This is a genomic window from Paenibacillus polysaccharolyticus, from assembly GCF_023714295.1.
In the GTDB taxonomy this organism is placed as follows: Bacteria; Bacillota; Bacilli; order Paenibacillales; family Paenibacillaceae; genus Paenibacillus; species Paenibacillus polysaccharolyticus_A.
In genome coordinates, this window is the sequence record NZ_JAMAUN010000011.1 from 101,567 (window position 1) to 123,247 (window position 21,681).

Sequence of the window (21,681 nt, forward strand, 5' to 3'; positions counted from 1 at the left end):
GGGGGAGCGCTCATGGCGTCCAAACATCTCAAGTCGCTGGTGCTGTATACCGGCCTGATCGGTGGCATGCTTATATCCATGTTCCCGTTCTATTGGCTCATTGTTATGTCCACCCGAACAACGTCCGACATTTACAAGTTTCCGCCCCAGCTCTGGTTCGGCGGTGAACTGTGGAACAATATTACACGGGTTTTGCAGCAGATTGATTTTTGGGGAGCCTTTCTGAATACCTTGTTTGTATCAGGTGTAGTAACCATTCTGGTGTTATTTTTTGATTCACTGGCGGGATTTGCGTTTGCGAAGTTTGAGTTTCCGGGCAAAAAATGGCTTTTCGTCCTGCTACTCGCCACCATGATGGTGCCTTCCCAGCTGTCGCTGGTGCCTTCCTTCGTGCTGATGGCCACGTTCGGGTGGGTAGGTTCCTTCAAAGCCCTCATTATTCCGGGCATGGTCAATGCCTTCGGCATCTTCTGGATCCGTCAGTATGCGACGGAATCCATCCCGAACGATCTGCTGGATGCAGGACGGATCGACGGATGTAATTTCTTTCGCTTGTATTGGAACGTTGCATTGCCGATTCTACGGCCAGCATTTGCCTTTCTCGGTGCATTCACCTTTATCGGCGTGTGGAATGACTATCTGTGGCCGCTAATTGTACTGACAGATGCACGCAAGTACACACTTCAGATTGCATTATCTCAATTAAACGGACTCTATAACACAGACTATGCGATGGTCATTGCAGGTACACTGCTTGCCGTTCTTCCGCTCATCATCATGTTCCTGTTCATCAGCCGCCAGTTTATCTCGGATATTGCTGCTGGAGCGGTGAAGGATTAACTGAGGTAAGGTAGGGATGAAAGATATCCAGAGCACTGGGAGCAAAGTACCGATATGAAGCCATTTTGATCCTTCCTTCAAGTCTGATATTCTTATTCTATAGATGAGATACCAGACGTTATATAAGCTTGGATATTGAAATGGAAGAGGGATGATCACCATGGCGGCTTCACCTTATATGATCGGCGTAGATATCGGCACAACCTCAACCAAGGCTGTGTTGTTCAAGCAAGACGGTAGCATAGTTGCACAAGGTGGTGCAGATTATCCGCTCCACACACCAACACCCGCGATTGCAGAGCAGGACGCAGAGGATATTTTCCAAGCCGTTATTTCCTCCGTGCAGCAAGCTACCTCTAAAGCCGGGGTTAAGCCGGACGATATTCTGTTTGTTTCGTTCAGCTCGGCCATGCACAGCGTTCTGCCTGTAGATGCACAAGGCAAACCGTTGATGCGAGCAATGACATGGGCAGATAATCGCAGTGCCGAGTGGACAGAAGCACTCAAATCGGAGATGAACGGGCATGAAATCTATCTGCGAACGGGCACACCCATTCACCCGATGTCTCCACTAACTAAAATGATGTGGCTCACCCGAGAAGAACCGGACTTGTTCAGACAGACACATAAATTGATCTCCATGAAGGAATATGTTTTCTACAAGCTATTCTCTGAATTTGTTATTGATCATTCGATGGCCTCTGCCACCGGACTTATGAATCTGGAAAAACTCGAATGGGATGCAGAAGCATTACATGTTGCTGGCATTACGCCGGAGCATCTGTCCAGCCTTGTACCCACAACTTATGTATTAAAAGAGGGGCTTAACCCCGAATATGCCAAAGCGATGGGTATCGCGGAAACGACTCCGTTTGTGATTGGTGCAAGCGACGGCGTGCTCTCGAATCTGGGCGTGAATGCCATTGATCCAGGGGTTGTTGCTGTGACGATCGGCACCAGCGGGGCAATTCGTACGGTCGTAGACAAACCAGTGACCGATCCAAAAGGACGTTTCTTCTGTTATGCGCTTACGGAGGATCAATGGGTGATTGGCGGGCCTGTGAACAATGGCGGCGTAATTTTCCGCTGGATTCGGGATGAGTTTGCGGCCTCCGAGGTGGAAACGGCAAAACGGCTCGGGATCGATCCGTATGAAGTCCTGACACGTGTCGCTGAAAATGTACCGCCAGGTTCAGACGGACTGTTGTTTCACCCCTATATGACCGGGGAGCGCGCACCTCTCTGGAACCCGAACGCACGCGGATCGTTTTTCGGCCTGACGTTGCATCACAAGAAGGAGCATATGATCCGTGCCGCGCTGGAAGGTGTGCTGTTTAACCTGTACACGGTTATGCTCGCGATTGAGGAGAAGATTGGTCGTCCGAAAAAGATTCAGGCCACCGGCGGCTTCGCCCGCTCCGAGCTGTGGCGGCAGATGATGGCCGATATTTTCGATCAGGATGTTATCATTCCCGAAAGCATCGAGAGTTCCTGCCTTGGTGCCGCTGTGCTTGGGCTGTATGCCACAGGCCGCATCAATTCCCTAAGCGCCGTTTCGGGCATGATCGGTTCAACTCACCGCCATCAGCCACACCCGGAACGTGTGCGTGTGTATCGCGAACTATTGCCGATCTTCATCCGCATCTCACGCAAATTTGAAGAGGAATATGCCGATATCGCGGCGTTCCAGAATCGAATGATGCAGTAAATAGAGGCTCTTCCCTATTCTAGAGAGGGGAAGGGCCTGTTTCATTCCATTTTTTTTTTAAAAAAATATGTCCATGATACGGTGTACACACTCTCCAAGATACAAATAAACCCCACAGCTTAAAGCCGTGAGGTTTATAACACACCTACGAATTATATTTGCTGAACGCATTCTCGTCCGCCTGTACATTTTCCAAGTATACAATCTGGCCTGCATCATTCACGCGCGCAATATCCACGCCCGTCTTCGCATACACCGATCCATCCGCTGCTTGTCCGCACACAGCCCAATTGGTTTGATAACTACCGTCCGGCTGGGGCACCCAGGCATCCCACATATGTTTAATGTCTTGGTTATAGTCATAAAAAGCTTTCATAAACCCCTCAAACCCGGCATGACTGGTGCCATTCAACACAATCTCGGCATCTGGCGTAAACAGGGATAACAAGTCCTGCATAGCCTGTTTATCCGTTCGTGAAGCATCAAATAATCGGAAATAGTTATTCAACATCGTAATGCTCGCTGCTGTATTCATCAATGGTTAGCCTCCTGTTGTCTCTTGCTGTCTCGAATGAAATATTTCATACCGTATGCTCAGCACATGCTATCAATTCGAATAATTTCGAACTAATTATTACGATAAGAACTGTATCACACTAGCTTACCGAATCGCAATACATATTTCGAAATTTTTCGAACATTGAAAGAAATAGCCAACTATGCTAACGTCTATCTTATGAGAACTATAACGATACCTACCGCTTCGGAGATGAGCCTGACCACAGTCTGCAATGCACTCGGTGACCCTATCCGCATGAAGATTGCATACTGTCTAGCCAGCTCGGGCGAGAAAAATTGTTCCGCTTTTGAAGTTGACCATATCTCCAAATCCACGTTGTCCCACCATATCAAAATCTTGCGAGAAGCTGGCATTATTCAGCCACGCATTGACGGTAAACACCACTTTTATTCCCTTAGAAAGGACGAACTCATTGCACGTTTTCCAGGACTCGTCGCTATGATTCTACAAACAGGAGGCTCAGATTAATGGATAAAAAGGCAACCAAGATTCTAATGAATACATTCTGGGGCGGTGGCGGTTGGAAATCACCCCATGCCCCTTTTTCGGGTGATGATTTCGAATATGCCAAAAGCAAGGGCGTCATGTTCGACCCGCTCACGATCAGCCATGACGAGATCGTAGAGCGCCTGCATCACATGCATCAGAACCCTGCGCTTAAGGAGCGCGTCATTACAGCCTTTCTTCACAGTCTATCCACCAAAAAAGTGTACCTGCGCAGCACATTATCCAGCTGGGCTTTGACAAGAAACATGCCTCTGCATACCTACGGTGAACGCCCGGCTTTACATGCCAATACAAGCGCCTGCGGGGACTGTAACTTCCTTCGTTTACAATCGGATAAACAATATGTGGATGCAGATTTAAACGTGCTCAATTTTGAACGAATCAAATGGAGTGGGGTACGGCACGGTTGGTTGCTCTACTGCCTGATGGATCTGGAGTTACTGCTTCAGGACTACAACGATAATAGTAGTAACAGCACGGAGAGCAATCACATTCCCCCTTACGAAGTGACTGAGGAAGACCGAACGATTCTTGCCAAACTGCTGGAAACCGCACAGACCGGAGATCCAACGGACAGCGCACGCTCTCTGGAGAAAAAGTGGAAGGAATGTGTACCGTCCAGTAAACAAGAACGGGATTCTCTGTTAGAAATCTGGGCGGCGGCAGGCATTCTGGTTCCCGGAGATACGCCAAGGAAACGTAAAGGTGGCTCAGGCGACTTTATCTTTGTCGCTACTTGGCAGGGCGATGATGGGTATCATGCCGAAAACGTACTTGATTACTTCGGCCCTTATCTGCCTCAAAGTAACCTCTAGATTGGTTTCATCTATTACATCTGATTCGCATGACCATCCATACTCCAGGTTACAATACTGATATCGACAGATTTCGGGTTGAACTCGTATAATAAGAGGAAATGAGGATGATGGGAGTGAACCAAGCGAGTTTATGATGTACATACTGGCTTTCATATTGTCTTTTGCTGTCGTGGTTCTGCTGATTCCGCCGCTGGGCCGACTGGCGCACAAGCTGGATTTTGTGGACAAGCCCCGGGAAGATGTGGAGCGTAAGCTACACAGACAACCGATACCACTGACCGCTAGCTACGCGATATTTACTGGATTTTTCCTGACATACATTGCTCTTACTAAAGAATTGACCTGGGAGACAGCCGCATTGGTTGCGGGCGGCATGCTTCTCCTGACGATCGGTACGATTGATGACTGGTACAAAACCAAAGGAAAAGACTTTCCTGCGCTACCTAAAATGATTATTCAAGTCTCCGCTGCAGTGCTCGTTTTTGCTTCTGGTATTGCGTTTACCGGATTCGTGAATCCGTTCAATGCAGAGTATGTGCTCCTGCCGATCTGGTTGCAATTCATTCTGACGATCCTGTGGATTTTCGGAGTTACGACGGTGATTAACTTCTCGGATGGTATGGATGGACTGGCTGGTGGTTTGTCCGCGATCTCAGCAATCACGCTGTTTATTGTAGCGATCACGAAGGGCCAGAGCGATTCAGCACTGATGTCCATTACTTTAGTTGGGGTAACGCTTGGTTATCTCAAATATAACAAGGCTCCAGCCAAAGTGTTTATGGGCGATGCCGGCGCTACGTTCCTAGGCTTCATTCTAGCGGTCATCGCACTTGACGGTGCATTCAAACAAGCAACGATGCTGTCCATTTTCATTCCGATTCTGGCGCTGGGCGTACCGATTTTCGATAATATTTTTGTCGTGATCAAACGTTTCCTGCAAGGCAAAGCGATCTATCAAGCCGATGCAAGTCAGGCTCACTATCGCCTGCTCCGTGCCGGTTTGAACCACAAACAGGTGGTTGCCGTGCTCTATCTGGTCAGCACTTGTCTGTGTCTGTCCTCCATTATTTTATTGTTAGTGGATATGTAAAAAAATCGTTGGATCACCCAATGCAAGCTATGCCAATGAATGATTCAATAGAAATACAAGAAGCCACCCCCATGTCGAATGAGGGTGGCTTTTTTTGTTATTGAATAACTTGTTACATGAGTATCAACTCAACAAGAACACATCAAGATTAGCCGTTTTTTTCTTATTCGTAAAAAAACCTATGATTTAACCGCACCCGCCATTGCACCGCCAACGATAAAACGCTGCAACGCAACGTACAGCACAACCAGTGGCAACGTCACGATCAGAATACCACACGCTAGTAGCGGCCAGTTATTCATATACTGCCCATAGAAGGTAAACAAACCTTTGGTAACCGGCTGATAATTCGGATCAGACAGATAAATGGTCGGCCCAATAATATCATTCCATACCCCGATGGCTGTGAGAATAATGCCTGTTGCCAGAATCGGCTTCATTAGCGGAACAAGGATGGTAAACAGATAACGGGTGTATCCGCATCCGTCCATGGCAGCCGCCTCATCCAGCTCGCGGGATACCGATTTGATATAACCGACAAACATCAGAAACGCAATGCCTGTGCCCGTCGTTTTCAGCAAAATGTAACCCGTTTGCGTATTATACAGCCCCAGTTGATTGATCAAAGAGAACTGAGGAATCAACGGGTTCGGCAAATACATGGAGATCAAAAAGAAAATATAAATCAACGTACTGAATTTCACGTATCTGCGAGCAAGCGGGAAAGCTGCAAATATGGACAAAATTAAGGTCAGCAATGTGGACATGCCCGTGTAAAGCACACTGTTCCACATGTACTGCGAGAAACTGCCCTTCGTCCATGCTTCGGCAAAGTTCTCCAGCCGAATGCCTTCCGTAAGTGCTACGGGATTCAGTAAATACTCCGTCTGTGTTTTCATGGACACATTAAACAGATAGAACAGAGGGAAGACGTATAGCGCAAGCATCAGCAGCACAATAATGTAGCTGATTGTTCTTGATGTTCTGCTCTGCTTCATTATACTTCCACCTCTCTTTTGCGAAGATAGAACAACGCGATCATTGAGATCGTAAACACAAACAGGAACTGAATCATCGCTACCGCAGAAGCCAGACCATAATCGGCTGAGCCGCTGCCAAACGCTGTTGCATACACGTCAAATGCCAGTGTCGTTGTATTGAATTTACCGCCTGTGAGGACGTAGATAATGTCAAAGGTTTGCAGTGCGCCGATGATGGACAACAGCATATTCACGGTAAAAGAAGGAGCAATCATCGGGAACGTGATGTTAGTGAATGCTTTCCATCCCGATGCACCATCCATATAAGCTGCCTCGTACAGATCACTCGGAATGGTCTGCAGCCCCGCAAGGAAGATGGTCATGGAATACCCCATGTACATCCAGATTTGCACGAAAATAATCAGCTCGAAGGCAATATTATAATCCCCGAAAAAGTTCGAACTGGTGCCAAAGAAATTCAGAATCGACTGTGCCGGCCCGCCAAGCGGATTCGCCACGAGCTGCCAGATCAATCCGGACACCGTTACACCTAGCACCACGGGCAAAAAGAATACCGCACGATACAGCTTGTCGCCTCGAAGCTTTTTGTTAATCAGAATGGCCATGAACAGACCCACTGCGTTTTGGATGATGACTACAGCAAACGCAAAATATAAGGATCGCCCGATCGCGTCCAGCCGGTCACCTGCATTAGATGCGCCAAAGAAGGTTTTATAATTTTCGAAACCGACAAAGCTCCACTCTTGTCCTCTCACTCCAGTCGCATCGGTAAACGAAAACAGCACCGTCACCAGCGATGGACCAAAACCAAACACGACATAAAGCAGTAGTGGAATGCTTAAATACAGATAAGGAATCAGCCGTGCCTTCCCTTTTCCAAACGGATACATCGTCCTCACACCTTTCATCGGGTAAAACCAAAAAACCGGAATAACAGCTTGACTTGGTACGGGCTGGCCTGAAGGCTCTTACCCCAAGCGCTATTCCGGTGGTTACTCTGTATTGAATCTTAGATCGATACTCGAACTATCTTTAGTACACGAGTCCAATCATTTGTTTATTTCGGTGCTGCCGCATCCCAGTCTGCTTGCGATTTGCTCGCAAGTTCCTCTGGTGTAGCAATTGGCCCAGCCGGTTTAAGCATCTCTGCATGAACACTAGACTCAGCAATGTACTGTCCTACGTTCTGACGATTAATGAACAGCTGATCCCAGGAAAGCTTGAAGTTCTCCAGGTATGGTTGAATGTCTTTGATAAACTCGCTCTTGATTTCTACATCAGGCTGTGTCGGAAGGAATCCGGCTGCATTAACAAAATCCGTATAGTTCCCTTTCTCCGACAGCATTTCAAGCCACTTCAGCGCATAATCCTTGTTTGGTGACTTATCTACTACCATCCAGGTCATATCGTATTTACCAGCCAAGTCTTTGTTCTTCGCTGCATCGTTACTGCCCGGAATCGGGAAATATCCAAACTTCAGATCAGGGTTAGCTGCTTGAATCGTCGTTGCATCCCACGTACCGTCCGCAATCATAGCCACCTTACCTGTAGCAAACAGACTTGGCAGTGTGCCGTAGTCAATCCCCATGAAACCAGGCATTGCACTGTTCATCAGCGTTTGAGCCTTTTGCAATACTTCAATCTGTACCGGATCAGTCAGCTTGGTTTGACCTGTCCACAGACCTTTGATGTAGCTCAGTTGATCATCATGAATGGAGGCTTGAAGACCTTGCACCGCAAGGCCAATCGGCCAAACATCTTTACCTGCGAAGCCGAGTGCTTCTACGCCGTTATCTTTGAATACTTTGATGACGTTTTGCAGTTCATCCCATGTTGTCGGCACTTGCAGATTGTATTTGGCAAAAAGGTCTTTGTTGTAGAACAGGCCTGTGAATGCCACTTTACCCATATTGACACCGTACACCTTGTCGTTGTACGTCATCGCGTTCTGCACGTCAACTTCGTTATAATTTTTGATAAAAGCCTGACCAGACAAGTCACTGATCAGCCCTGCGTCGATCCACTGCTTCCACATCGGATCAGCCGCACCCTTGGACCAGTCTTGCGGAGCACCAACGAAGCTGGACTTGAGCGGAATGATATCTACATCGCCCGTGTTACCTGCGTTCATCCGTGTTTGCATCAATTGATCGTATGTTGCATCTGCCGGAACCGTTGTGTACTCCACTTTCACGTCCGGGTACTTCTCTTCAAATTTTTTATTAAATTCTTTGATGTAATTGTTGATATTCTCTTGCTGCCAGTGAATGATCTTTAACGTCACTTTTTTGTTTCCATCCGTAGACGCCTTCCCATCCGAATCGGTCGAACCGTTACCACATGCTGCAAGCACAAACATTAAAGCGGTTACAAGTGTAATAGATAAAATCTTTCTCTTCATATCACTTTCCCCCAACCATTCAAGATTAATTTACAATTCAACAAATTTACGAAATCAGTTTCGTTAATTACACCCTCATTATGACTTCACCTGATAAATTTGTAAATAGTTTATTTGAATTTTTACAAATTATGTGATGTAAACTGCGTCAAATCTGGGGTTTTTCCGTATTTTTCAAGGTGAGTCTATATTTCATTTTACGAAAATCATCTTCGTTCACTATCTTTCTCCGAATCTATTTTTCCTGTTAATCTAGTTAAATCAGGTCTGCATTTAACTGAAGAATGGGTTATTTCTTACTAAAATAGCTTAATGTTTTCGTTAGATTTGAGAGCATATATTAAAAAATATCCATACATATCATAATCACCGCGAGTATAGCCCTTTATTTTATTGACTCTATAGATGTTGTAGCATAGAATGTTGGCAAGAAAGCGTAAAAAAAGACACAGCCACAATCTACGAAACTAGTTTAGAATTTGAGGGATGTATATGAATATCAAAACGATAGCTCGTTTGGCCGGCGTGTCTGTTGCAACGGTGTCCAAAATTATTAACAACTATCCTGACATTGGTGAAGAGACACGCCAACGCGTACTTAAAATTATGGAGGAAACGGGTTATCGCCCCTCATCTTCCGCCAAAACACTGGCAACTAAAAAGTCCAACCTGGTCGGTGTTGTATTCGCAGGGAAACTGAACGTCGATTTTAGTCATCCTTTCTTTGTGGAGGTCATTAATGCCTTTAAGAAACAGATCGGCCTATTAGGGTATGATCTGCTTTTCTTTTCGAATGAAAAGTTTCTGGATCAGGGCGAGGACTACCTGGCACGTTCCAAATATTTTCAAGTGGATGGTTGTATTATTATCGCGGGGGATGAGGTGGAGAGCAGCGTATCCGACCTTGATGCCAGCCCCATTCCATGTATCGGGATAGATATCGAACTGACGGGACAGAACTCTTGTTACATCATGTCGGATAACGAAAAAATCTCGACCAAAGTGGTGGAGCAATTTTATATGAATGGGTATCGGGATCTCGGATTTATCGGACTCCAGCGTGCCTCCCTCGTGATGCAGCAGAGAGAAAAAGCCTTTAAACATTCCCTAAAGCAGTTTAGCCTCGAAGAGAACCCTGAATGGGTGGTATATAGCAAAGATTATGCTGCAACCGATGGATATGAGGCAGCCAAACAGCTGTTAAAAGCAGATATCTTGCCGCGAGCTGTATTCGCCGCCACGGACTTGCTTGCATTCGGAGCAGTACGAGCCTTTAAAGAGGCGGGATTACGCGTTCCCGAGGACATTGCTGTTGCAGGATGTGATGACATCGAAGCCTGTCGTTACAGTGATCCGCCACTCACAACCGTTAAGCAGGATACAGACAAAATCGGACGTCTCGCGGCGATGATCCTGTTCGATCTGATGAACAAACAAATGGATAACCGTTGCATTAAAGTAGAGCCGGAACTGGTACTGCGCCAATCCTGCGGCACGTTGCAGACATATCAGTAAATAACGATCACTGGCGACTTCGGGCGATGAATCACAAAAAAGACGAAGCAGGACTGTGCCTGCTTCGTCTTTTCTCATATCCTCATTATACCATTTTCCCGCATTGCACCTGTGCTGAGGCGACATCCACTCACAGATGAGCAGAATCTCCTAATGCGGTCAGTTACTTGAAAGCAGCGGTGGGAGGCAACGGGGATTTGCGCTGCCGATCCAACCATCCGGGCCGATCCAGTTCAAGGAGTCGGCGATATCGTTCTTCCCGAGCCAGCAGTTGTTCGTGAGAACCCTGCATGACGATGTTTCCATTTTCCATAAACACAATCTCGTCCATCTTCTCCGCACCAATTAGGTGGTGGGTGACCCAAATTAATGTTTTGCCTTGTAGGCTATCCAGCATGGTGCGCATCAGTTCGCGTTCTGTCACAGGGTCTAACCCTACAGTCGGCTCATCAAAAATAACAACGGGCGTCTTCCTCAGCAAAACCCTGGCTAATGCAATCCGCTGACGCTCTCCGCCAGAGAAGCGCAGTCCTGTCTCCAGCATCGGCGTCTGATACCCCTGTGGCAGAGATTCGATCAGTTCAGACAGACCAACCTGTGCGGCAACCTGACGAATCTCTTCGTCCGTTGCATCCAGACGGCCAATCCGCAGATTGCCCGCAACCGTCGTATTAAAGAGATGCGGGCTCTGATTAAGCACTGCTATTACTTCGGTTACACTCTCGCCAAGCATCTCTACGGGCAGATCATTGATTAAGACCTTACCGGATGAGGCAGACAAAGCACCTTGGATCAGCTTCAACAACGTTGATTTACCGCCACCGCTACGTCCAAGAATAGCCATACGTTTGCCCTGAGGCAGATGCAGAGAGATATCCCGGACGACGTACTCCATCTCCGCCTCGTATCGATAGCTCACATGCTCAATAGCAATATCCGCGCGCAACTTCGGTGGAATTCGCAGACGGATACGTCCATCTGTAGTCGTTCCCTTATTCGCTACGAATACTTCATCGGTTGATTGCCCGGCAACTGAAGTAGATTGATGTCTGTTATGCGCCCCTAACGCTGAAGACTTCCTTTCCTGATCTTCGCAATTCTGACGTCCCTGCTCCTCTGAGCCTTCCAACTTGCTTAATCGATCTAGCGATTCACGGTAATCCGGAATATGCCCGAGTGCATCGTCAACAGGTAGCATTGATTCCGTTAACGGGAACAGGACGAGCACAAACGCTGCGATCATCACCGCGGGCAACTGAGCAGTAGATGCTGCTTGTCCCGCCCACAGGGTCACCGATACTACCATCAGCCCAATAACACACTGGGCTAAGAAGTCCCGCCAGCGATTCCAGCTCCGCAACCTGCGCCGAATATGATCAGCATGCTCTTCGTCTTCTTCCTGCCACTGTACAAAAGCTGCAGCTCTGCCACTGGCAATCCAGTCACCAAGTCCAAGCACACCGTCGGTCAGACGTGTGTACAGCTTACTGTTTTCTCTTTTGAGCTGCACACGCCATCTCAAGGTTATTTTCAAAGAAATTGCAGGAAGCACCGCAACAATAAACAACATATACAGTGCCATACACAGTGCAAACATCGGATCTACACTGCCAAATGCCAGTACGGCAGCTCCGTAGATCACAAGTGCTGTAACGGCGGGGAACACGGTGCGCAGATATATATCCTGCAGACGTTCTACATCATCGGCCAGTGCGCCGAGCACGTCGCCGGTTTGCATTCGCGAACGCAGAAACAGAGCCTGCGGCTCCAAAATGCGATACAGCTTCACCCGCTGATCTGCGAGCACACGCAAAACAGCATCATGTCCTGCGAGTCGTTCGACATAACGGAACACCGCCCGGAAGATCCCAAAGGCACGTACACCTACAATCGGAACATACACCATCAAAATATTCTCAGGACGCAGCGCAGACTTGGAGATCAGATATCCGGAGGTGAAAAGCAACATCACCGCACAGAGAGCCGCGCATGTGCCCAGTGCAATCGCACCGATGAATCGCCAGCGGTACTGTGCCGCGTATGGAGTAATCCAGCTATTTTTTCCACTTTGTCTGCCCCGTTCGGTCTCTGTCCCTGGGTGTCCGGATCTCATCTCATATCGCCTCCATCTGCGCTTCAATCATGTGATAATATACCCCTTTTCGTGCAAGCAGTTCCTGATGTGTGCCTGTCTCCGCTACCGTACCGCCATCCATGACAATAATGCGATCCATATGCGGCATCCAGTGCAGACGATGCGTTGCCAGAAAGACAAGTTTACCTTCGAACAAGGGCAGCATCGTCTGCTTCAATTCATATTCGGTCTCCACATCCAGATGTGCCGTAGGTTCGTCAAGCAACAGAACACTGCGTTCACTCAGCAGCGCTCTGGCCAGCGCCACACGTTGCTCTTGACCTCCACTGAGCTGTCTGCCCCCTGCACCAATCGGTTCATGTAGCCCACTTGCCAGAGATGACAATAGCTTTGTCAGCCCCGCTACCTGTGCTGCTTGAGCTACTTCCGCATCGGATGCCTCCGGCATGTAAAAACGAATATTATCCGCAATGGAACCACTGAAAATATACGGATGCTGCGGAATCGCCGCCGTCTGGCTACGCCAGGCTTTGAGCAGTTCCGGGGTCAGTTGCTGCCCGTTGACCAGCATTTGTCCTGCTGTGGGCATCTGGAAACCTGCAAGAACATCGATGAGCGTCGATTTTCCCGCTCCACTGGCACCGATAATTCCGATCTTACCAAGACCCTTCAGCTGAAAGGTCACATCTTGAAGAGAAAATACTCCGTCCGCTTCATGCTGAACCTGAATATCCTTCAGCGCTAACCGGCTATGCTCTCCCCAAGATGATGAGATTGCCGCATTATGCATCCCATGTTTATCCCGGTTAAATACTATGCGTAGTTGTGAAGATGAGACCGAACCGTTTTCATTTTCATCCAGCACCTTCACTTGATCCACTGCACTTGCATAAACCTCTGTCTGACGTTGCTCTGCGACCTTGCCTCGTTCAATCACTTGATTAATTGCTTCTCCAGCTTCCTTGCCATCCAGAGTTGCGTGGTAATCTGCACCCAACATACGTACGGGCAGGAAATACTCAGGTGCTAGAATTAATACCGTTAGAGCAGGAAACAGTGACATATGTCCTTCCGTAAGCCGGAGTCCGAGACCTACTGCAACGGACGCAACCGACAACATGGTGAAGAAATCCAAGGCAAAAGAGGACAAAAAGGCCATGCGTAGTGTGGACATCGTTGCTTTTCGGTATCGCTGGCTTACTCTCATGATGGAGCCTTCGTGTGTTTTGCTTTGCCCCAGCGTTTTCAACGTTTCCAGTCCACGCAGTGTATCCACAAAATGATTCGCCAGCGCTTTGTAGGACTTGAATTGTCCATCGATCTTACGCTGAGTCGCCAGACCAATGAGGATCATAAATACGATCAGAATCGGTAGCGTCAGCATTAATATCACACCGGACATCGTATCCAGTTTGAATACATAAAGCAGAAGGACAACAGGTATAAACCCCATGCCCAACATACGCGGGATAAACAGCTCCAGATACGTTTTATATTGGGAAACCCCTTCACGTGCCAGTGTCACCAGATGTCCCGTACCTTCTGTCTTGGCATAACGTGGCCCGAGTCTAAACCATTGTTCCGTCATCTGTTTACGCAGATCGGTTCCGGTTCTCTCCGCATACCGCGTAGTGACAAGCTGTAACCAGAATGACAAGGCATAGCGGGCGGCAAAAGCAGCCAGAAACAGCAGTAGCACCGGATACTGTGACGAAACCGTGGCACCTTCGAACAACGCCGTAATCGCCTGTGCCAGCCATTTGGCCTGCATAATAATCGTCATCGCCTGCAAGAGCACCAGCGCAGATGCCAGTGCGAGTACCGGCCGGATGCCAGGCAGCTTCATTAGCCCGCGTCCCATGTCAGTACTCCAGGTGATGCTGTTCGTTCAGACGTTTGCGGAAAATATAATAACTCCAGATCTGATATCCAAGTACAAACGGCAACAAGGTGCACGCAACAATAGTCATCACTTTTAATGAATAAGCACCCGATGCTGCGTTATATACAGTCAGATCAAATGCCGAATTGATGGAACTCACCATAACTCGTGGGAACAATCCGATAAATACGGAGGCAAAAGCAATGGCAATAACCGCACCTGTCATCCCGAAAGCCCAACCTTCACGCTGCTGACGAATGAAGTAAGCCGCAAGAGCCAGTGCCGTGGCACCAAGCAGAACCATAATCCAGAGCGCCCAGCCACGAACAGCAAACACATCGGTCATCAGATAGGTCAATAATGCATATATCGCAAGCACTGCAACCAGCGGTATCATCAACTTTTTCGCCAGGTGAAGTGCACGTTCTCTCAATTCACCTACGGTACGCAGGGAGGCAAATAACAGCCCGTGAACCAGACATAATAGCGTTACACTCAAACCACCTACAACGGTGTACGGATTCACAATATCCAGGAAACCGGCATGCATCTGCATGTTCTCATCAATGGGCAGACCTTTCATCAACGTTGCAAAAACAACCCCAAACAGGAATGGCAGTAAGGTACTTGCCACTACGATAATAATGTCCCATGTTTTACGCCAGCGCTGCTGTTTCATTTTACTGCGGAACTCAAAGGCGACGCCGCGTCCAATCAACAACAGCAACACAACCACCAGTGGCAGATAGAATCCGCTGAACAGTGTTGCATACCAGTGCGGGAAAGCAGCAAACATGGCACCGCCTGCGGTCAGCAACCAGACCTCGTTTCCATCCCAGAATGGCCCAATCGAATTGATTAATGTACGACGTTCACGATCTGTTTTGGCAATCAGACCTGTAGACATCCCTACCCCGAAGTCGAATCCTTCGAGAAAGAAAAAACCGATAAACAATACGGCAATCAGCACGAACCACAGCTCACTTAGTAACAACGGAATACCCCCCATCTACGCCAAACGGATCAGCCGGCTCATCATGCTCTTCGGACTTATCGACGGCATACGGCCCTGCTTTGATTTTGCGGACAAACAGGAACACCATCACGATGCCAAGAACCGTATACGCCGCAGTAAAGGCAATCGTGGAGAACAAAATCATTCCTGCGGAAACATTAGGTGACACACCTGCTTCGGTCGTCATATACCCGAACACCGTCCATGGCTGTCTTCCGACTTCAGTCATAATCCATCCTGCTGAATTCGCAATAAACGGCAGGGAGATCGCAAAGACCATCAGACGCATAAACCAGGGTTTCGCCACTTCCAGCTTCTTGCGCCAAGCCAGATATGTACCATACATCGCAAGCAGAATCATCAAGCCACCTGCAGCAATCATGACACGGAAGCTCCAGAATGTGGTTCGCACTGGTGGAATGTAATCTCCGGGTCCATACGTTTGCTGGTACTCGGCATTCAGTTCTTTCATGCCTTTGACACTACCTGAGAATTTACTATAGGAGAGATAACTGAGTAATCCAGGGATTTTGATCTCACCCGAGTTCTCCTGTTTATCCGGGTCAATGGAGGCAATAACCGTCCACGGGGCCGGGTCTTCTGTTGTTGTCCATGTACCTTCACTTGCAGCCATCTTCATCGGCTGTGTTTCCACCAGATATTGAGCCTGGAAGTGCCCCGAGAAAGCTACACCTAGCGAGGATACGAGACCGATAATAACCGCGATGTTAAAGGATCTGCGGAATACTTCGACATCCTTCTTTTCCATTAACTTATAAGCACTAATGCCCGTCACGACAAAGGCTCCCGTCATTAACGCACCAAAAATCGTATGCGGGAACTCAACGAGAAACTGCCCATTGGTAATGAGTGCAAAGAAGTCATTCATCTCCGCCCGGCCATTATTGATGGCGAATCCAACGGGATGTTGCATAAACGAGTTCGCTGCCAGAATCCACACCGCTGACAGGAATGTGCCGACAAATACAAGCCAGATACAGGCCAGATGTACTTTTTTGGACAAACGACCCCAGCCGAATATCCATAAACCGATAAATGTGGACTCCATAAAAAATGCCAGCAAAGCCTCGATCGCCAGCGGCGCACCGAAGACATCACCAACAAAGCGGGAATACTCCGACCAGTTCATACCGAACTGGAACTCTTGCAAAATACCGGTGACCACACCGACGGCAAAGTTAATCAGGAACAACTTGCCCCAGAACTTGGCCATCGTTTTGTAAATCTCTTTTCCCTTCGCAACATACAACGTCTCCATAATGGCTACCAGCAGCACGAGGCCAATGGATAGCGGTACGAAGAAAAAGTGGAAAATCGTTGTAAGTGCATACTGGATACGCGATAGCATAATCGGATCCATACCTTTACCCCTTCTTTCTGTTCGCTTTTGCAAGATACGTAAATGGCTTTGAAGCGGGCTTCTTCGCTGTCTGTCCTCCAAATACGTTGATGAACGTATTGTGCCAGATTACCTAATTTTCACATGTGATAATTATCACTAACTCGTCCCTCTTACGTAAAAAAAGTGACCTCGGTCACACAATAGATAAAATTAAGCCTATTTATCAGGCTTGTTCGTTGCCTGATTGGTCTTGACTGATGCACGTATTCATGGAAGTTGTTCATGTTTGGAGACAAATGCCCATATGTTAGTGTCAGACGGAGATATGTGAAGTGCTACAGCGGCTTTTTACATACCAAAAATCCCTTATCAAGGTGTGGTGAGTTACAAATGGAACATGCTGAACCGTTAACAGATGCGGATCCAAAGCCAAAACAGAGGCAGGAAGAGGATATAAAACAGGCAACAATGGACCTGTCTGTGTCCACAGATCTTGCCGTTCAATATGTGATTTTCCCGCGAAAAGGAGGTTGGTTATCCTTCCCCTACCCGGACATCGTTGCTTTATTTGCAGCTCAAGAAGGCACGATCTTATATGTCAGTAGCCGTACGGCTGAGGAAGAAGAATTACCAAAATCCATTCAGGTGATCTCTCTTTCGGAAGCGGAGAAACGATTACAGGAACCACATACAGTTGCAATCGTCGCACACCCATACTGGCTTATAGCGGTAGCTTCACTACAACCTGAATTATGTATTGCACTATTGCCTGAACCCGTAGGAGATGAAGCTGCATCTCCACTCTGGGAGAGCAATATCTCCAGACTTGTCGGCATTGCCGATCTAGTGGCCACATCCTCGGAAACCCGGTATATGAAGCTGCTCTTTCAAGGTACCCGTGCCATCTGGCTAGGGGGAGAAGACACTTCACCAGCCGGTTACATTCATTATGATGGTACACGTATTCCACTGCGCGATTATGAGATATTTTTTATGCATGCACTTCAGCAGGTACTGACTGGTAAACCAGACCGCGTTACCACGCTTCAATGTCGTGTGCGAGCTGACTACTACAGACAGCTCCGAGCCAAAACAGGTGCTCATGAAACCATCTCGTTTCTTCTGTCCGCATATGAGTATTTACTGGAAGATTCACGTGCCGCCGCCTCACTCAAGGAAGCATTCACTCATGCTGTCATCAACGGAAGGCAAGATTGTGTGGTGTCTCATTACCGGTTCCTCTCCGCCATCTATGCGAGATCAGGTCAGATTGAAGAAGCTTTACAGGTGTTTGGCATCAGTGCAAATAACGAGCAGGAACGTCATCATTATGAGCAATTGTGCCGCTGGCTTGAAGCCGGAGAGGAACAGTTGGTTCGAGCAGAACTGCTGCGCATCAATGATGATTATGGCAGTGCTCTGCGCGTCCTGGATGAGCTTGGCGGGGAAACGGCAAGGCACTGGAAGTTTCGTATCTATCAGGAAACAGAGTGTGTGGAGGATGCGCTCGCGCTCGTTCATGCCAGTGATATTCAGGATGCGACCAGCCTTCTGCAATATCGACAACTATCCGGGACGGCACTGGCTCTTCGAGGGGAACGTCACGGTGCGGTAAGGCTGTTTCTGGAGACAGCTGTGGAGGATGAAGAGGCCTTAGCTCGGATTATGGAACTGGAGCTGCTCGATCAAGCTGTACAGCAGTTGCTTGGGGAGGTGCCTTAATGATAGACCCGAAGAAGCGCAGAACCCCTGGAAGTAGGCCCGTTATGCATGATTCGCTTCAATCGTCTTCGAGTTCCGAAGCCCAAAGCCAAAACTTCTCAAGTCAAGTTCATCGCATCATTAACTCACGGATCGAAGAGGAAACGAATTCTTCCGCGAGCCGTGATGTAGAGGTAGACGCATACGAACAAAACTCTCCCGTACGTCGGGTGCGCAAAAATAAAAACAACAAGCTGACTGCCATGCTTCAGGTACGTAATGAGCAAGGACGGTATCTGGAAGAAGTGTTGCAAAATCTGAGTGAATTCGTGGATGAAATCGTCATTGTGGATGATGCCAGTACAGATGGAACACCGGAAATATGCAGAGCTTTCCCAAAAGTAGTTCGTCTTGATGTGTTAGAGAAGCCACTGTTTGCCGAAGAATGGCGCCTTCGCAACACGTTATGGCAAGCTGCAGTCAGTACAGATCCAGACTGGCTTCTCTCGGTAGATGCCGATGAACTATACAGCGCTGAAGCCAAAAAGGCAATGCGCAAACTCATTGATCAGGACTACGCAGACTGGTTTGCCTTCCGATTCTACGATATGTGGGGTTGCCGAACACATTATCGGGAGGATGAGCTGTGGTCCATGCACAAACGTCACACTGCCTCCCTTGTCCGTTATATGCCGGGCTATCCTTATTTTTACCCGCAACAGAATCACCATGTTCCTCGACTCCCCGCGTCCTGTACCGTGTTACCAGGGGTATGCACTGAACTGAAAGTTCAGCATCTCGGCTGGGCTGGAAGTTTGGAGGATCGGGTACGCAAATATTTACGTTACAAACGTATTGATCCGCATGGGGAATGGGGCAACCCAGCGCAGTATGAGTCCATTCTGGACCCTGAACCGCGCCTGCTCCCTTGGAAGGAGGAGTCGTAATATGGGTGTGGTCAGCATACTGACCCATAGTTTTACCGATGGTTACAACCGGGAGTTTGGCCGGGTATTTGGCGGCGGGCTGGAACGTTATATTCTCGATCTATGCAGTGTCATCCGCGGGCTCGGACATATTCCCGAGGTACACCAGCTGTCCTATTTCGAAGCATTCCAGACCCGAACCGAACAGATCGACGTCTATGGTTACGATTACGACATGGAAAATGTACCGGAAGCCTTTGACCGGATGGCCGCAGCAGCCCGCGGTCCAATCATCTATGCCAGCTGCCTGTGGCAGCCCATCACCTATAAACCTGGAAGTCTCGGAATATGCCATGGAATTAATTGGGATCGCCCCCGTCTGCCGCTTGAGACGAAACGCCAGGTTGCCGATCACATTCAGCTCGCGCTGGACGGACTGGTTCGCATCGTTTCGGTAGACTCCCATTTCCAGACTTTCTGCCGGGCAGCTTGTATGTATACCGATTCAGAACAAATTGTGCTGATTCCCAACGCAGTGGACACCTCTTATTTCATCCCGGCTCCGCCAAGCAGGATGCTCACACCGCAGCATGAAGAGGAATGGATGACGGCATGGAAAAGAGACACCGCACTTCAGGCTGAACACGAAGACACCCTTGTTCATGAATACAAAGAGGATGCAGCAGATCATCATACAGCAGGCCTTAATGATTCAGAGTTATATCGCAGTTCAGGGGAAAAAGCCAGAACGAAGAGTTTTAAACGAGAGGAAAGTGAACACCCCGGCGCCGGTGCTGTTCCCTTCGAAAACGGGTTTTCCGAAACCACTTCTCATCAAGGTCAGTGTCATATGAACAACATCGTACCTGTACCAGCCCCACGTCCAATCCGTATTCTGTATCCACGCCGCATCAGTAGCGAGCGCGGTATTATTCCTATGATGCTGGCGGCAGATAAGCTGCTCGGGGCTTTTCCAGATGTGGAGGTTGAATTTGCCGGAGAACTGGTCGAAGGCAGTACGGTGGGCAGAGCCTTTCGCTATTGGCAGCGTACACATCCGCATACGGCCCGCATCTACCAGCATACGTACGATTTCAAAGATATTCGTGACGCTTACCATCAGGCAGATATCGTTGTCATTCCTACCCTATTCTCGGAGGGAACCTCCTACGCATGCCTGGAAGCGATGAGCTGCGGTCTTCCGGTGATCGCTTCCAATGTCGGCGGACTCAATGATCTCATTCAGGATGGGTTCAACGGATTGCTCGTACCTCCGGGTGAGCAGGCACTGACTGCCGCGCTCATCAGGCTCGTTCAAGATCGCTCTGAGCGGGAGCGGCTTGGCATCTATGCGCGCGAAACGGCGCTGTCTTATGATCTGTCCATATGGCGCAGCCGATGGAGCAGGGTACTGGAATCTTTTTTAGCTGAAACAGGATTGAAGGAGGCGATTCAAACATGATGGACACACCCGACACCACGGCAATGATGGAATCAAGGTACATCCGGCAAAGTGATCCGAAGACAGATACGCTCGTTTTTCCGCTTCATCCCGCATGGTGGAGCCGTCCTTATGAGTATGAGTGGGCGCGGCAGTTTGCACGTTCAAGCGACGTGGTACTGGATGCAGCGTGCGGCATTTCGCACCCGTTCAAATTTTGGCTCACGGAACATTGCCGCGAAGTTCACGCGTGTGATTGGGATGAACGCATTTTGTCGGAAGAGGCGATTCGTCTTGATATCGCGGCTGATTTTGGCGAACAGGCAGCTCTCCATCTGCCCGAACATTACCTCACCCGGCTTCACCGCGCTCAGGCCAATCTGGCCCAGCTTCCATATAGCACCGAGCAGTTTGACCGCGTATTCTGCATCTCTGTTCTGGAGCATCTGGACACGGGCACGATGCTACGGGCTTTTCGCGAATTCGCTCGGGTGTTGAAGCCACGCGGACAGTTAATTGCCACTTTTGATGTGCCCGAGATGCGACCGGATTTACTGGAAACGATCATGGCTGTCACAGGACTGACGATTGAAGATAAGTTAACCGTGGAAGAGCCGGCGGATGCCATCTCCTCGGAGATGTACGGCGCACCTATTCGCTGTTTCAGGGCTGTGATATGCAAGACGGGAAAGGGATAGTGACGTTAGTGAGGCACAACATTTTAATGCACCTATCTTTACACACGTTATACAGTACTTCATCTGATCTATATAATTTGAACTAAAGATTTTACATAGT

The 21,681-nt window shown here is 48.5% G+C and carries 18 protein-coding genes; 10 read left to right on the forward strand and 8 right to left on the reverse strand.

The genetic code is table 11. The features are described 5' to 3' along the window. Nucleotides 1-12: 12 nt before the first annotated feature. A complete protein-coding gene (locus tag M3629_RS22415; protein WP_090921699.1) occupies nucleotides 13-840 on the forward strand; it encodes a carbohydrate ABC transporter permease in 828 nt (275 codons plus the stop codon). 160 nt (nucleotides 841-1,000) lie between these two features. Beyond that, nucleotides 1,001-2,548, forward strand: coding sequence for a gluconokinase (gntK, locus tag M3629_RS22420; protein WP_251510478.1), 1,548 nt, complete (start codon nucleotides 1,001-1,003; stop codon nucleotides 2,546-2,548). A 145-nt stretch (nucleotides 2,549-2,693) separates the two neighbouring features. On the opposite strand, the gene M3629_RS22425 is transcribed toward gntK, so the two are convergent. Continuing rightward, complete coding sequence (locus M3629_RS22425; RefSeq protein WP_251510479.1) at nucleotides 2,694-3,083, reverse strand: nuclear transport factor 2 family protein; 390 nt, start codon at nucleotides 3,081-3,083, stop codon at nucleotides 2,694-2,696. A 201-nt stretch (nucleotides 3,084-3,284) separates the two neighbouring features. On the opposite strand from M3629_RS22425, the gene M3629_RS22430 reads away from it, so the two are divergent. From M3629_RS22430 to M3629_RS22440, 3 genes are all read left to right on the forward strand, one after another. Continuing rightward, nucleotides 3,285-3,596 carry an ArsR/SmtB family transcription factor gene (locus tag M3629_RS22430; RefSeq protein WP_154890154.1) on the forward strand — a complete coding sequence of 104 codons (312 nt, stop codon included), beginning with the start codon at nucleotides 3,285-3,287 and terminating at the stop codon, nucleotides 3,594-3,596. Further along, the gene (locus tag M3629_RS22435; RefSeq protein WP_251510480.1) at nucleotides 3,596-4,450 is read left to right on the forward strand and encodes a hypothetical protein; all 855 of its coding nucleotides are present in this window, start codon (nucleotides 3,596-3,598) and stop codon (nucleotides 4,448-4,450) included. The genes M3629_RS22430 and M3629_RS22435 overlap by 1 nt, the downstream gene beginning before the upstream one ends. 133 nt (nucleotides 4,451-4,583) lie before the next feature. Continuing rightward, entirely contained in the window at nucleotides 4,584-5,543 is a 960-nt protein-coding gene (locus M3629_RS22440; RefSeq protein ID WP_090921690.1) for an MraY family glycosyltransferase, read from the forward strand. 179 nt (nucleotides 5,544-5,722) lie between these two features. On the opposite strand, the gene M3629_RS22445 is transcribed toward M3629_RS22440, so the two are convergent. From M3629_RS22445 to M3629_RS22455, 3 genes are all read right to left on the reverse strand, one after another. After that, the gene (locus M3629_RS22445; protein ID WP_090921688.1) at nucleotides 5,723-6,541 is read right to left on the reverse strand and encodes a carbohydrate ABC transporter permease; all 819 of its coding nucleotides are present in this window, start codon (nucleotides 6,539-6,541) and stop codon (nucleotides 5,723-5,725) included. After that, on the reverse strand, nucleotides 6,541-7,434 hold the full coding sequence (locus M3629_RS22450; RefSeq protein WP_251510481.1) for a carbohydrate ABC transporter permease: 894 nt from the start codon (nucleotides 7,432-7,434) through the stop codon (nucleotides 6,541-6,543). Before M3629_RS22450 ends, M3629_RS22445 begins: the two co-directional genes overlap by 1 nt. A gap of 167 nt (nucleotides 7,435-7,601) precedes the next feature. Further along, a complete protein-coding gene (locus M3629_RS22455) occupies nucleotides 7,602-8,945 on the reverse strand; it encodes an ABC transporter substrate-binding protein (protein WP_090921683.1) in 1,344 nt (447 codons plus the stop codon). A 492-nt stretch (nucleotides 8,946-9,437) separates the two neighbouring features. On the opposite strand from M3629_RS22455, the gene M3629_RS22460 reads away from it, so the two are divergent. Beyond that, on the forward strand, nucleotides 9,438-10,460 hold the full coding sequence (locus tag M3629_RS22460) for a LacI family DNA-binding transcriptional regulator (RefSeq protein WP_251510483.1): 1,023 nt from the start codon (nucleotides 9,438-9,440) through the stop codon (nucleotides 10,458-10,460). A 163-nt stretch (nucleotides 10,461-10,623) separates the two neighbouring features. On the opposite strand, the gene cydC is transcribed toward M3629_RS22460, so the two are convergent. The 4 genes from cydC to M3629_RS22480 are packed head-to-tail and all read right to left on the reverse strand — an operon-like array spanning nucleotide 10,624 to nucleotide 16,833. Further along, complete coding sequence (cydC, locus tag M3629_RS22465; RefSeq protein ID WP_251510485.1) at nucleotides 10,624-12,573, reverse strand: thiol reductant ABC exporter subunit CydC; 1,950 nt, start codon at nucleotides 12,571-12,573, stop codon at nucleotides 10,624-10,626. Nucleotide 12,574: 1 nt separating this feature from the next. Further along, complete coding sequence (cydD, locus tag M3629_RS22470; protein WP_251510487.1) at nucleotides 12,575-14,416, reverse strand: thiol reductant ABC exporter subunit CydD; 1,842 nt, start codon at nucleotides 14,414-14,416, stop codon at nucleotides 12,575-12,577. Between the two features lies 1 nt (nucleotide 14,417). Next, nucleotides 14,418-15,431 carry a cytochrome d ubiquinol oxidase subunit II gene (gene cydB, locus M3629_RS22475; RefSeq protein ID WP_251510489.1) on the reverse strand — a complete coding sequence of 338 codons (1,014 nt, stop codon included), beginning with the start codon at nucleotides 15,429-15,431 and terminating at the stop codon, nucleotides 14,418-14,420. Continuing rightward, the gene (locus M3629_RS22480) at nucleotides 15,418-16,833 is read right to left on the reverse strand and encodes a cytochrome ubiquinol oxidase subunit I (protein WP_251510492.1); all 1,416 of its coding nucleotides are present in this window, start codon (nucleotides 16,831-16,833) and stop codon (nucleotides 15,418-15,420) included. Before M3629_RS22480 ends, cydB begins: the two co-directional genes overlap by 14 nt. A gap of 372 nt (nucleotides 16,834-17,205) precedes the next feature. On the opposite strand from M3629_RS22480, the gene M3629_RS22485 reads away from it, so the two are divergent. From M3629_RS22485 to M3629_RS22500, 4 genes are read left to right on the forward strand one after another with little or no spacing between them, the layout of a single operon-like run. After that, on the forward strand, nucleotides 17,206-18,537 hold the full coding sequence (locus M3629_RS22485; RefSeq protein WP_251510495.1) for a hypothetical protein: 1,332 nt from the start codon (nucleotides 17,206-17,208) through the stop codon (nucleotides 18,535-18,537). Then, the gene (locus tag M3629_RS22490; RefSeq protein ID WP_221786647.1) at nucleotides 18,537-19,463 is read left to right on the forward strand and encodes a glycosyltransferase; all 927 of its coding nucleotides are present in this window, start codon (nucleotides 18,537-18,539) and stop codon (nucleotides 19,461-19,463) included. Before M3629_RS22485 ends, M3629_RS22490 begins: the two co-directional genes overlap by 1 nt. A gap of 1 nt (nucleotide 19,464) precedes the next feature. Further along, nucleotides 19,465-20,904, forward strand: coding sequence for a glycosyltransferase family 4 protein (locus tag M3629_RS22495; protein ID WP_251510498.1), 1,440 nt, complete (start codon nucleotides 19,465-19,467; stop codon nucleotides 20,902-20,904). Further along, nucleotides 20,901-21,581 carry a class I SAM-dependent methyltransferase gene (locus M3629_RS22500; protein WP_251510500.1) on the forward strand — a complete coding sequence of 227 codons (681 nt, stop codon included), beginning with the start codon at nucleotides 20,901-20,903 and terminating at the stop codon, nucleotides 21,579-21,581. Before M3629_RS22495 ends, M3629_RS22500 begins: the two co-directional genes overlap by 4 nt. The last annotated feature ends 100 nt before the right edge of the window (nucleotides 21,582-21,681 follow it).